The sequence below is a fragment of the Aquimarina discodermiae genome (genome assembly GCF_040786235.1).
Classification (GTDB): domain Bacteria; phylum Bacteroidota; class Bacteroidia; order Flavobacteriales; family Flavobacteriaceae; genus Aquimarina.
Genome location: NZ_JBFMKP010000028.1, coordinates 62143 through 74783 on the forward strand (window position 1 = coordinate 62143; position 12641 = coordinate 74783).

Genomic DNA, 12641 nt, shown 5'->3' on the forward strand with positions numbered 1-12641 from the left:
ATAAGTGAAAAAAATAAAGTTGATCATAACAATACTATTAGGTTTGATAACCTCGCTCTGTATATGGATGTACATACAAAGAGCAAACCTTGAATACAATGTCAATGGGAGTTTTTTATCTCCAGATGGAGTTGTCTATAACGAGCAGGCAAAAGAAACGTATGGTATTTTAGCTAGTATAGGAGTATTTCTAACAGGAATACTCATGCATAAACAGATAAAGAAAAACAAATGAAAATAATTACGATCATTTTTATAACTCTTATTTCTCTCAATGTATATAGTCAGGAGTATTATTTTATAAATGCTAAAAATGGCTTAAATGTACGTTCTGGTAGTGACTTGTTATCAGCAAAAGTGGCTAAAATTCCGTACGGAGTTTTAGTAGAAAAAGTAATAGATACAGATAAAAAAATGACCCTTAATGACAATGGAAAAATAATCAAGGGAAACTGGGTGAAAATTAAATACAACAACTATTTGTATTTAGTGTCAAAAGAAACCGAACCATTCATAAAAGAAGGGTATGTATTTGACGGTTATTTAAAAAAAGTAATTGATGATAGCATCATAAATAGATCTCAAATTAGCAGCACAGAATTTAATGAATTAAAACAAAAATCATTCAGACAAAATCATAAGTCAAAAAAAATAAGTAGTCTGGATTCTATTAAAACAATTTTAAAAAATCGTGTAGAATGGATTACAGAATTTGAAGATGAAGCATATAAAAGAGAAGATGCACTTAAAAGTATAAAAACAAAAAACGGTCAAAAACTGATCATAAATCCTCTAAGCGATGATTTTGGGTTTGCGACAGGTTCGTCAGGATATTATCCCCAATACGATATTTTAGTTTTAGAAGGAGGACATACCATCGATGTCTGTTTTTCAATCCAAACTGGAGAAACTGAAGTAACTATTGGCAATCCAGAGTATATCATCCCATCACCCAAAAACACGCATCGTTTAAATGGTTTTTTTGGAGGACATGAATGTATTACCTTTTTTTTGCAAAAAAAGATAGACGACAAGTTTACATTTTTAACTCAATTTGCTAATAATAGCGATATCTGTACCTTCAAAGAGTTTTATTGGATAAGTGAAACTACATTTATCTATAAGATAATTAATCACAAAGGCGATGATGTTTTTTTTAAAACAGAAATAAAAGACTATTCTGTAGAATTACCAGAGTCAGGCACAAAGCTAAGTGATCTTATACCGCAAGGATGGAAAGTTTTATCTACTTCATCGGGAGATTTAAATAATGATGATATAGATGATATAGTTTTTGCAATACAAAATACATTACCAGAAAACTTAGAATTTAATGATGGCCCTGGAATCGATACACTTGATCTGAACCCAAGAGTTTTGGGTATATATTTTGGAAAATCAGATCACGTTTTTGAAAAGAAACTACAATCAAATGAATTCATCATATTGCGAGATTCACCAACCATGGATGAACCCTTTGATGGGGTAAAAATCCTTGACAATGGAGATTTACAAATTGATTTTCATTTTTGGTACAGTGCAGGTAGTTGGCATATGTCAGATCATCAATACACATTCAGATATCAAAAAGAAGCTTTTGAATTAATAACTTATGAATCAAGTGAACGCAACAGAGGTTCTGGCGAAGAAACTGATTACAAGATTAATTTTATCACTAAAAAAATGAATACCTCAAGGATGTATTTTGATGATGCAACTGAAGAGAAAAACGAAGAAGATCTTCAGAAAAAAATTGAAATACAACAACTTAAATCCTTAAAATCATTAGGCAAACCATTTGAATGGGAATTTCAAGGTATAAGAATATAATCATCACATGCAAAAAGAAGAAAATATATATATTGATTTCAATGCAATGATAACATGTGATTTGGTGCTGTTATCAAAAACTGATTTTAAAAAAGATGCAAACGGAAATACAATTAAACTCAAAGAAGGGATGAAAATCTGTGTGTATATGGATGATGAAGACGAATTTGGAAAACCCGACAATTTAATAGCCTACGGAACAGTAGAACATAATAATAGTGGAGCATTTACAAGCTGTAAATGGAATATTCGTATCGACGAAAACGGAATTCGTCATGAGTCAGAATTAAATAATGATTAAGGATGCTAGAAGAAGCTAAAAAGGAATTACATCGTAATAAACACCTTCTAATTGTAGGAAAATCTGAGGCAGATAGAAGAAAATTTATCAATGATCTAATAGTAGGGATCAATAAAGAAGTGATGAGAACTCCAAAAGGAATGGAAACATTAGAGGATTATGTAAAATTTATTAAGAAAACAAAAATGTATACCCCTGATTATAAAAAAGCAGGATATCCACCATTTCCGGAATTACAAATGGTGTATTCACATCATGCAGTACTTAGATCAAGTAATGATACTAGTTTAATGATAATGGATGAATTAGATAAAATCAACTATCAAGAAGTAGGATATGTAGAAAGAAGCATTAAAATTTTAATTAAAGTATCAGATGCTTTAAAAAAAGGTGAAAAATCAATTCAATTAATCGTTTCACAAGAGACCGAAAATGATTTAATAGATAAATTGGCAAAACGAGACAATGTATATGGAGAAAAAGATAAGCATGGCAGAACCAACAAACAAATTATAGAGCAAAATCTTAAAATTATAGATATTTCAAAATGAATTCATTTTACAATATGGCAAGTGGAAAACAAATACTATTGTCTCTATTAAGTGAATATTCACAAAAAAAGACGGCAAAACAGCAGTTAGAAAAAATCACAGAACGTGTAAAGGCAGGCTTGTTATTACACGGTTCTACAGCAAAATTTATGTGGCCAACTGTAGAGCAATTAACCTGGGTAGAACAAACACCAGATATAGAACAAGGAGATAATGAAGTTAAAAAACAAGGCTTGGGTTTAAAAGATGCCGATTTGCTACTATCTGATTTATTTGATTTGATAACCGAAAGTGAAGAAATCCCCGAAAATATAAAAGAGATATATCCAGAACTCACAAAAGAAGCATACCAAGCAGGGACACATATCATTTGGTCATTATTAAAAGCCCTAGAATGGTCTAAAACTTATGAAGATGTAGAGAACTTGGGAACGTTGGATACAAACGAAAAAGAAGATTTTTTAACTAGTTATCAAAAGAAATTAGAAGAGTACAGAAAGGACCCTGATGATTATTCGTAAAATAAGTAGGAGATGAAATATATACGCTACCTTATACTAGCACTAATTGCATGTGTTACCACTTTCTTTATTTATATGTATATACAAAGAACAAACCTTGATTACAAAACAGAAGGTAAGTTTTTATCACTTGAAGAAGGAGTAGTGTATACCGAACAAGCAAAAGAAGTTTATGGAATTCTTGCACTTTGCGGGCTAATTTTAGCAGGAATATTTTTTTACAAATTGATAAGGAAATGATTAGTACAAAAGAAATTACAGAAGAATTAAAATCTCATCCAATTTTAAGGCATGCCCCTGGTTTGTTAGATAGATGGAAAGGAAAAGAGGCAAGATTGTTTAATTTAACTACTAGTCATAGAAAAATACAATTAAAAATAAGTGAAAACAGGTACATAGATAGTGTTCCTTATCTATTAATTTCAATGCTTGAGCCTATCAAAATGAATGGACCATTTGATTGGGATCATGCAGACTTAGAAATTCAATTTGATGGAGATACCTACAAAGTAATAGATGCCAAAGCTGCTTTCGAAATTAGTTGCAATGCTGTTTCTGTTGCAGAATACAAATAATAATTTAAATATTTAAAAATGAGACTGTTATTTTTTATATCAATGATTGTAATTGCCGTAAATAGTAAAGCACAAGCAATGAAAGAGATTGGTGTGGGAATTTTAGAAGTAAATACCAGCTACGATATTTCACTATATAAAAATTATAATGATGTAACTCCAGTAGCAATAATTCATATGAAACAACTCAAAGATTTTCGGGTAGCATATGAATGCCCTATTGTATTAGACCCTTATCAGATGTCTATAGGAGAAACAGACATAGAAGAAGAAGAAGAGTTAGTAAATAGGGGACTTGTAGCTTTAGGTCCTGTATTAAAATTTAAGGTTACCAGAGAGACTTCTAGTTATTATCAAGTAATCCTTAATGAGGAAAAAGGAATGAAATGTTACATAAAAAAGAACCCAAAGGGAGTTTATCATACCACACGAGAAGCTTTTGAAGCTAGTGGTCATAAAGAATCTTTTGATGTGAACTGGATGCTATACGAAACCTGGGAAAATTACCTAAAACGTGTTGAATTTATAGAATTAAATACGCTTGAAATCTATGATCAACCCAGAGGAAAGATTATTTTTTGTTCAGATACCCATGACTTTTACCCTTTTAAAGTAAAGAGCATGAAAGGAGAATGGATAGAAGTGATAAAAGACCCTTTAAGAGAATTTAACTTTGAGAAAGAGAAGAATTATGAAGGTTGGTATCAATGGAAAAAAGGAAATGAATGGAGAATTAATATGACAGAATTCACGATAGAATAACTTGAAAAATGACTGCAGAAGAAGCAAAAAAACTGATTCGCAAAGAATACAATTCTCAAAATGGATTAGATACACTCTTTAGAATGAGTGCAGATGTAGAAGAAGAACGAATAACTAGATTTATAGAGGCATTACATTGTTTAGAGAAGTATTATGCAGACAAAAATACTATATCAAAAGAGTTGGCCTATCAATTATTTAGTATGAATGGCACCCTAAAAGCAAGTATGAGTCACTGGAAAGTAGAAAGGCCTAAAGGCTTGGATTACGATACCTGTTGGAAAATTATTGATGGTATACGAAGTGTTTTTTCACGTTAAATTATGGCTTTAGATTTTCATAGATTAGACAATAACGAATATTTGTTTGAACTAGACGATAGTCAGTATGCGAATGTTGAGATCATTTTTATTGAGTTCAAAAAACAAACAGGAATTTATATTGACCCATATAGGGACGCTAAGCTTTCTGTTACTCATCAAAAAACAATTATACAAATTATCGATGCATATATTAATAAGCAGAACCTAACTATAAATAAACAACAAGCAATGGATATTATAGGGTTTAACGCATTGATAAAATATTTTTCGAGAAAAGGAATTGAACTAAAAGTTTTAGGAGATTAATGGGGTTTGAATATAGAATAATAGCAGCATTCACAAAGAAACAAGTTGTTGATATTCAAGGTGTACTTGAAAACAATGTGGGTTTTGACAAAAAGTACGAATTCGATAATAAAATGTTCTATGATTTTAGGACGATAGACAATAAAGGTACCATGCCAAATATTTGTGTCTTTTTAGAAAGCGATGGAATTTACATTTGCCGGTATGATACTCCTAATATTTGGGAGAACTTACAAGAATTAAAAGAACATCTCGATAATAAAGGGTTGGGATATTCGGTACTTGATTATTAAGATTAGAAATAATGGCATGTAATACAAAACACTTTTACAGATAGGATTGTAACATTTATATTAAATGAGTATAGAAGATATAAAACATATCAGAGATTTATTAAACATTGGATTAACCGAAGCAAAAAAGTTATTGATAGAAAACGGAACCGTAACATCTGCCATCAAAAAATGGAATGATAGACAAGCAGAATTAATTGAATTAGAAAAGAACAAAAAGCACATCGATTTTAAAGACTGGTTTTATATAAAAGATTTTTTTGTTGAATGCTCGAAGCGGTTTTTTAAGGATAAGAATACGATTCCTAACAAAATAAAACCGCTAACAGAAAACTATTCTAAACAACTTTGGAATACATATATTTCTGAAAAACAACGCCATTTAATGCTTGTAAAATCAGATGATGACTGGAAAATAAATAAGGTTGAATCTTTTGCCAAAGAATGGAATTGGGGTACAAGTTGGAATAAAGAAGAGTATCCTGCTTTCGAAAAAAATGTGAAGCATAGACTAAATTGGGATGATGAAGATGTTATATACTTTTTTTGGGGTAGGTATACTGCTGCAGAAACAAATTGGGAAACCTTGTGCAAATACTGGATCCCATTTATGTATGAAGATGAAATGAATATTGTATTTAATCCTAAAAGCCAAAAAGTATTGATCATAGGAGTACATGGTAGTATTGCTATTGGAGAAAGAAAAAGGAATCATGACAGATAAAACACTAAGTTAATTATGCTTCTAAATTTTGATGTAATTGGAGAAAGAACAATTGTAGATATTGATACTATACAAAAAATGGTAAATTTTAAGATACCCGAATCTTATGTGAGATTTCTTAAATATTATGGGTATGGAGTTATTTCTGAAAAAGTAGAATATCTCAATATAGTAACACCAGACAAACAGTTTTTTGAGAATAATTTTATGGAGTATATTGATGAGTGGGAATGGAAAAATGATACTCAAAAAAGTAGTATTCAAAATAGTTTTTTAGTAGCTCATACATTCGATGGAGAACATGTTTACTGTACTGTATCTTCCTTTATTATACTTCCTAGGTTTAATGACCCAATAGAGTTTTATGATTTTGAAGAGGTCTTGCAGCATTATATACATAAGTATCAGATGAATACTATTATAAAATACAAACCTCATAAAGGCTACTAAAATAGATAACACACACGATAGATGAAAACCACAGACTTAATCTACATACTATTTCTTATAAGCTTTATCTCTTGCAAAAAAGAAATAACAGACACTAGTTTCAAAATATACCATTTAAAACCCAATAGAGTATATACAGATACCGTAGCAGTTAATGCAAAGTTACTTAAAAGAAGGAATGATTTTTTTGTGGTTAAAAACTATGATTCAAAAAATGAACAACACAAAATTAAAATAGATAGTTTTATAGTAAATCAGTTAAAAAAAGACTCCTTTTTAACTCAAAATAAAAATGTGAGTTGGAGATTGACTTTTTTTAAATACGGTGACGGAATTGATGAGCATACCCAACACGAATACGATACCGACTATACCATACACAATCTGTTCTCTTATAAAAAAGAAATAGGTAGTGTTTACTTTGATACCAGAAATGGTTACCGAGGTTCTAATTATAATGTTACTCCTGAAAAGACAGACAACACTAAAAGAAAAATAATAATCGATTATTTTAATTCTAATACGGTATTGCAACAAAAGATAAAACAAGGACAAGAAGCTAGAGGTAGTTTTGATCCTAATACATACGTACAGGACACTATACAAGTAATTGCTAAACTGATAGAAAGACTAGGAGGCAGTAAAATACAAATAGTACAATACAAATTTTTAGAACCTATTACACCTCTTATTGTATTAGAAGGCGATACTCTTAATGTTGCTTACTCTATAGCATATGAACCCAAAGAATTTCCAAAAAAATCAAGGCTAACCCTCATAAAAGATAGTACAAATGTAGGGTTAAAAAACTACTATATTTTTCCAGATTACAACCCTCAAAAAGGAATTGAATCTATTAATGAATAAAATGTATGAGAAAATACAGAGCAACATATCAAGACAAAAGAGGTACAGAAGAAATTGTTATACAATCTGATGGTAGTGATATGTACTTTACGCTAAGAGGAATTAATTTCGAAGGACAAGATTTTGAAATGTTGGAAGCAGAAGAGATTGATGACACAAAATTTGAGTATGAAATGTTTCAAGATGGGTCAGGAGATTTAACCAATTTCAGGATAACGGTAACAATTCCTGTTTTACTTTTTGACTCGATCAAAAAAAATAAGTTTACTGCACCACTAATAGTAAATGTAGAAGTTGGTGAAACTACAACTATTAAAGGTTTAGATAGTGAACTCACGGGCTTAACGTTAGCTACATCCTTCGGAGAATTTACTGTTGAAAAGAAATTAGAATGGATGGAAGATGCATTGATTGCCATACAAAATCAATTACCAGAACATATCTATTTAAACACCTGTTTGAGTTGCAAATACAGTAACTATAGTCCTTATGGTAACGGAATGTTTGGTCACATATATTGCTTTAAAAATTTAAAGAAAGAGTTAAAACAAGTGAGACATAAACATGATTTACTTCATATGTGGACCGCTGAAGCTGTAGATAAAGAAGACATATTTTCGGTACAAGAAACCTTTGATTGTCCAGAACATCAATTACCAACAAATGAAGATTGGTATTATAAAGATTGGAGAAAAACTATTTAGAAATGGAAGAAAAAGAAAAGGTAATAAATAGTTTGTTTTATAAGGAGGTTAACGTCTTAGTACGCGATCAGTTTTTGGCAATAAAGCAAAATATAACTCCCAGCTATCAACAACTTTTAAAAAATAGGGATTTTGATCATCCTTTACCCATTATTCACCGGTTTGAATATGCTAGCTGGGGAGGAGATAGACAATGGCGATTAGAATTAGATTTTGATGAGTACCAATGGTCCGATAAAACTATAAAACCTCATTTTTTAAATGCATTAGTTTATCTAAGCATTGGTAAAGAATCGATCGGTTTTAAATATCAATTGTGTAGTTCTTTTAATGATGAATTAGAACCCATGCAGTCAGAAAAAATTGAACATCAAAAGCTAAATGATGCAGATTTTGTAGCTGAAAAGATAGGACAACTCAATAAGTTTTTAAAACAATTACCAGAAGCCTTTTTACAAGAAATAAAAAAATTAAACTTTAACGAATTAGAATATATGATGCATCCTAAAATACAAGGAAAATGGAAACAAGGGTATTTACCGGGTTTTGATTGTATCACTATGGGAGAGGGAGATATTATAATAGGAAATGCATACAGCACTTATGACCCAAATAATGGAGAAACCGAACAATATTGGTCTCCTCTATGTGACACAACATTAGAAAGTATAGAAAAATACAATGATGATATTTGGACAGAGGTCGATATTTTTCATGGAGCATTCGAGTATGAAAACCAAAAATTTGTATTTGGTGATGGTGCTATGGGTAATGAAGGATTTGTGGCATCTACATCACTAAATGGTGTTTTAAACTGGGCCATCTTTTTTACATTTTCAAACCCAATACACAAAGCAGAAGTAAAAAACCACCATTTAATTTGTTATGGTGATTCGGGTGTAATCATCGATATTGATCTAAATACTATTACTAAAATAAAGGTGGAGTAATGTCATTAACTATAGAAGACTATGAAAACAAATTAAGTCAGGCTAAAGCAAGGCTTGACAAAGCTTTTATTGCAATTCGTAAATCATATAATGATAAAGAGCGAGAAGAATTTGATAATGCTTCTAAAGCCTTGCTTGTTTGCGAGCGTCATTTATCGGCAGCAAAAAAAGAAGCATATGCCGCTGTCATTGATTTTCCGGTAGCTTGGGATGTAGGAGCTCCTTTGCCCCATTTATTCCTCAATGGTCATAAAGCATATTTGATCTTTTACGTAAAATCTGTGGATCCCAATTGGGACGGAACATATACAACAATAGTAGATACTGCCAGTGATAAAGTTACCTCTTTAGCTTTAGTAGAATTTGAGCATTGCACATCTGCAAAGTTAGGTTCACCAAATGACGAAGTTTTCGAAGGACATCCACTATTCGGAAAAGGTTTAGAACTTTATGCTCCTATGCAAATTATGAATTCGAACTGGATAAAAGAAATACAAAACATAAATAGTGTACACAGTAATTACAATCCAAAAAATTGGGAAAACGCCAAACATTTCTTCTTTGGATTTCACGACGATACATTCGAATGTATAGCAAGATCATTCAAGGTCGAATTACACCAGACCAGTTTTAAAAACTTACTAAACATAGTATCAGAGAAATTAATAAACTAAAACAATCACCAAGTATCGCACCCAATAAAAAATGAGAGAGGCATAAATTAATTAATTTGCTACTTTATCTTTATAATAGCGGTATAAATTTTCTGAAGAGGCTCCCATCCATCTCCTCATATGGATATTCAAAAAGTGATATTGCAAGCGCCATACTCCTACCTCTTCATAGCGTCTGGCAGACGTAACTATATCCTTAGGGATTATAGTAAATTGATCGATAGCAAATAATCTATCTACCAAATCATTGTCTTCATACACAACAAAAGATTCATCATATCCATCAATTGCTTTAAATAATGATGTTGTGATATACTGACTCTGATCTCCACCTCTACATCGTTTACTTTTAAACTTTGTTAACCATCCCAAAAATCGTAACCACCAATGATCTGAGTCAAATTTCATTCTAAAACAACCCGCATCGTTTCCTTTTATCACCTCATCTATGATACATTGATCATATCCTTTTGGGGGAAAAGAATCTGCATGAAGAAAATATAGAATATCGCCCTTTGCAATTGATGCTCCGGCATTTAATTGTCTTGCTCTTCCCTTTTTTGAAGAATGTAATCTTATAGGTATAGCAGTATTTTCTTTGGCTAGTTTATTAACAATAAGCACAGATTCATCAACGCTGCCTCCATCAACAATAATAATCTCCTTTATGTGTGCTGGTTTATCGCAAAAACTAATGAGGTGATCCACTATACTGCGTATAGTTTTCACCTCATTAAGAATCGGAATTACAATGGATATTTTTAATCTCATTTAAATTAAAATATATACCACAAATTTACTCATTTAAGCTCCAATCATATTCTTTATAACCCTTTTTTGCTTGCTTCCCTATCTTTACGTCGGCATAACGATTTATAAAATCTTTGACATCACCACCATTAACTTTAAAATCCTTTTTGTACCAACTAAAGATTTTTGACACGTTTACCTCTGTATTTGTAATTGTATTTCTTGTAGGGTCATTGATAAACTTTTTGGTTTGATCATTTAACGCTTCGTGTACATTATCTCCTGTGTATGCTCTATTCCATACTACGGGGCAGGAAAAAGATGCACAATTAATTGCAAAATGAATTCTGGGGTCGTTAAACTTTCTTAAGATTTTATGTTCTAATTCTCCCAAACTATACCATTCGCCATCAATCTTAAAAAATTTAGTACCCCAAGGATCTTTAAGGTCTTTGATACTTTTAAGAGGATAACTATCGATAATAAGTTTGATGGTATATGCATTATATGCATTGATCCAATAGGCCAATTTTTCATCTCTGGTCCAACTTTCTGTAGGTGGATTATCAGACAGTTGTTTAAAATATCTGTAAAGTTGAGAGCTATCTCTCATAAATCCATTATAATCTACTTTTCCTTCATCTGATACATTTAATAAAAGTGCCTGATCCCAAGTACTGTGATCAAATACATTCTGGGCCTGCACCTGAAAGAATAGCCCCATTACAACTATAACTATATACTTTGACAATTTCATGTTTTTATGTTTTAAAATCTATTTCTATTAAGCTTTATAAACGATCACAGTATTTTAACTATGATTTAAGCTTTTAGTAGAAAATAAACTAATTAACTTACAGTATTAATTTATTTTTTTAAGAATTCTTTCACAAAACATAATTGTACAAAATATAACAAAATTGACATTAAAATACCTAAAAATAAGGCCTTTTAGGTTCGTTAAACCACAGATTTATACTAACAAAAAAACAGTAAGAAATTTCTACAATTTAACTATTCATTTAAATTCCAATCGTACTTTTTGAAACTCTTTTTTGCTGTACGTTCTATTTTTATCTTAGAATAGGTGTTCAAAAAATCGATGATAGTACCTTTGGTTTTAAAATCACTGGCAAACCAACTAAAAATTTTGGAGATACGTATTTGATTGGGGGTTATCGAATTTTTATCAGGATCATTGATAAAATCGAATGTCAATCTTTCTAGCTCTTTATCTACATTTTGGGCGGTAAAAGCTTTGTTAAATATCGGTGGGCAAGAAACAGAAGCGCAATTGATACCAAAATGAATTCTTGGGTCATTCATTTTTCTTAGAATCTTATGTTCTATATCATTAAGGGTATACCATTTCTTACCAATTTTAATGAATCGATGATCCCAGGGTTTTTTTAAATTTTCTATTTCTTTAATACTTTTTAACGGGTAATGATCTATAATAAGCTTGATAGTAAATGCATTATATACATTAAGCCAATAGGCTAACTCATCTGGCTTACTCCAATCTTCATTAGGTATATTCTCTGCTAGCTCTTTCAAATATAGCCTTAGAGTCTCTGTATCTTGTTTAAATCCTTTATAATTAACCTTTCCGTCTGCAGACACATGAACTTTTAACAATTTATCCCAGGGTTGGTGATTAAAATTTTCGACAGGTACCACCGGTTCATCTTTTACTATATCAACTTTTGGAGGTACTGTTATGATCGAATCTTTTAGTATCGAATCTTTGGCCGATAAGGCCTGTTTGTTTTGAGGAATAGTATCTACACCGGCAGAAGGTATTTTGTTTTGAGATGTAGCTTGAATTACCTTCTTACCGCCACCACAAGACATTAATACTCCGATGCTTAAAACAAAACAACAATATATATACTTCATAAAAATAGGTTATAGAGCTATTCAACTAGTTGGTATACACAAATTTAGCTAAATCGTTTTTACTACTTTACTAACAGTTTTTATACTTTATTATTATAGAGTACTACAACAAAACTCTCTTGATAAAAAATGAGAATACTCTTCTTATACAATCAGAAATA

At 31.0% G+C, this 12641-nt stretch carries 20 protein-coding genes; 17 read left to right on the forward strand and 3 right to left on the reverse strand.

Annotated elements, in window-relative coordinates; all coding sequences use genetic code 11:
- Window positions 1-4: 4 nt before the first annotated feature.
- The 17 genes from ABW636_RS17525 (at window position 5) to ABW636_RS17605 (ending at window position 9831) form a co-directional block, all read left to right on the forward strand.
- Window positions 5-235, forward strand: a complete 231-nt coding sequence (locus ABW636_RS17525) for a hypothetical protein (protein WP_367591370.1) — start codon at window positions 5-7, stop codon at window positions 233-235.
- On the forward strand, window positions 232-1830 hold the full coding sequence (locus ABW636_RS17530) for an SH3 domain-containing protein (protein WP_367591371.1): 1599 nt from the start codon (window positions 232-234) through the stop codon (window positions 1828-1830). Before ABW636_RS17525 ends, ABW636_RS17530 begins: the two co-directional genes overlap by 4 nt.
- A gap of 7 nt (window positions 1831-1837) precedes the next feature.
- Window positions 1838-2131, forward strand: a complete 294-nt coding sequence (locus ABW636_RS17535; protein WP_367591372.1) for a hypothetical protein — start codon at window positions 1838-1840, stop codon at window positions 2129-2131.
- A 2-nt stretch (window positions 2132-2133) separates the two neighbouring features.
- Window positions 2134-2682: a hypothetical protein gene (locus ABW636_RS17540; RefSeq protein WP_367591373.1), complete on the forward strand. Its 549-nt coding sequence runs from the start codon at window positions 2134-2136 to the stop codon at window positions 2680-2682.
- The gene (locus ABW636_RS17545; protein ID WP_367591374.1) at window positions 2679-3203 is read left to right on the forward strand and encodes a hypothetical protein; all 525 of its coding nucleotides are present in this window, start codon (window positions 2679-2681) and stop codon (window positions 3201-3203) included. Before ABW636_RS17540 ends, ABW636_RS17545 begins: the two co-directional genes overlap by 4 nt.
- 12 nt (window positions 3204-3215) lie before the next feature.
- Window positions 3216-3443 (forward strand): hypothetical protein, encoded by a 228-nt coding sequence (locus ABW636_RS17550; RefSeq protein WP_367591375.1) that lies wholly within the window; start codon window positions 3216-3218, stop codon window positions 3441-3443.
- The gene (locus tag ABW636_RS17555; protein ID WP_367591376.1) at window positions 3440-3778 is read left to right on the forward strand and encodes a hypothetical protein; all 339 of its coding nucleotides are present in this window, start codon (window positions 3440-3442) and stop codon (window positions 3776-3778) included. The genes ABW636_RS17550 and ABW636_RS17555 overlap by 4 nt, the downstream gene beginning before the upstream one ends.
- An 18-nt stretch (window positions 3779-3796) precedes the next feature.
- Window positions 3797-4540, forward strand: coding sequence for a hypothetical protein (locus ABW636_RS17560; RefSeq protein ID WP_367591377.1), 744 nt, complete (start codon window positions 3797-3799; stop codon window positions 4538-4540).
- An 8-nt stretch (window positions 4541-4548) separates the two neighbouring features.
- The gene (locus tag ABW636_RS17565; RefSeq protein WP_367591378.1) at window positions 4549-4860 is read left to right on the forward strand and encodes a hypothetical protein; all 312 of its coding nucleotides are present in this window, start codon (window positions 4549-4551) and stop codon (window positions 4858-4860) included.
- 3 nt (window positions 4861-4863) lie between these two features.
- Window positions 4864-5169 carry a hypothetical protein gene (locus ABW636_RS17570; RefSeq protein ID WP_367591379.1) on the forward strand — a complete coding sequence of 102 codons (306 nt, stop codon included), beginning with the start codon at window positions 4864-4866 and terminating at the stop codon, window positions 5167-5169.
- Window positions 5169-5462: a hypothetical protein gene (locus ABW636_RS17575; protein WP_367591380.1), complete on the forward strand. Its 294-nt coding sequence runs from the start codon at window positions 5169-5171 to the stop codon at window positions 5460-5462. Before ABW636_RS17570 ends, ABW636_RS17575 begins: the two co-directional genes overlap by 1 nt.
- 64 nt (window positions 5463-5526) lie before the next feature.
- Complete coding sequence (locus tag ABW636_RS17580) at window positions 5527-6186, forward strand: DUF2947 family protein (RefSeq protein WP_367591381.1); 660 nt, start codon at window positions 5527-5529, stop codon at window positions 6184-6186.
- Window positions 6187-6201: 15 nt separating this feature from the next.
- Entirely contained in the window at window positions 6202-6636 is a 435-nt protein-coding gene (locus tag ABW636_RS17585) for an SMI1/KNR4 family protein (RefSeq protein WP_367591382.1), read from the forward strand.
- A 21-nt stretch (window positions 6637-6657) separates the two neighbouring features.
- On the forward strand, window positions 6658-7503 hold the full coding sequence (locus ABW636_RS17590; RefSeq protein WP_367591383.1) for a hypothetical protein: 846 nt from the start codon (window positions 6658-6660) through the stop codon (window positions 7501-7503).
- 5 nt (window positions 7504-7508) lie between these two features.
- Window positions 7509-8207, forward strand: a complete 699-nt coding sequence (locus ABW636_RS17595) for a DUF6304 family protein (protein WP_367591384.1) — start codon at window positions 7509-7511, stop codon at window positions 8205-8207.
- A 2-nt stretch (window positions 8208-8209) separates the two neighbouring features.
- Window positions 8210-9157, forward strand: a complete 948-nt coding sequence (locus tag ABW636_RS17600; protein WP_367591385.1) for a hypothetical protein — start codon at window positions 8210-8212, stop codon at window positions 9155-9157.
- The gene (locus tag ABW636_RS17605) at window positions 9157-9831 is read left to right on the forward strand and encodes a hypothetical protein (RefSeq protein ID WP_367591386.1); all 675 of its coding nucleotides are present in this window, start codon (window positions 9157-9159) and stop codon (window positions 9829-9831) included. Before ABW636_RS17600 ends, ABW636_RS17605 begins: the two co-directional genes overlap by 1 nt.
- Window positions 9832-9882: 51 nt before the next feature.
- Here the strand turns inward: ABW636_RS17605 and ABW636_RS17610 are convergent, their stop codons facing one another.
- The 3 genes from ABW636_RS17610 to ABW636_RS17620 all read right to left on the reverse strand — a co-directional run bounded on the left by ABW636_RS17610 (window position 9883) and on the right by ABW636_RS17620 (window position 12480).
- Window positions 9883-10602: a TIGR04283 family arsenosugar biosynthesis glycosyltransferase gene (locus ABW636_RS17610; protein WP_367591387.1), complete on the reverse strand. Its 720-nt coding sequence runs from the start codon at window positions 10600-10602 to the stop codon at window positions 9883-9885.
- Between the two features lie 25 nt (window positions 10603-10627).
- The gene (locus tag ABW636_RS17615) at window positions 10628-11338 is read right to left on the reverse strand and encodes a DUF547 domain-containing protein (RefSeq protein WP_367591388.1); all 711 of its coding nucleotides are present in this window, start codon (window positions 11336-11338) and stop codon (window positions 10628-10630) included.
- A 257-nt stretch (window positions 11339-11595) separates the two neighbouring features.
- Complete coding sequence (locus ABW636_RS17620) at window positions 11596-12480, reverse strand: DUF547 domain-containing protein (RefSeq protein WP_367591389.1); 885 nt, start codon at window positions 12478-12480, stop codon at window positions 11596-11598.
- Window positions 12481-12641: the final 161 nt, after the last annotated feature.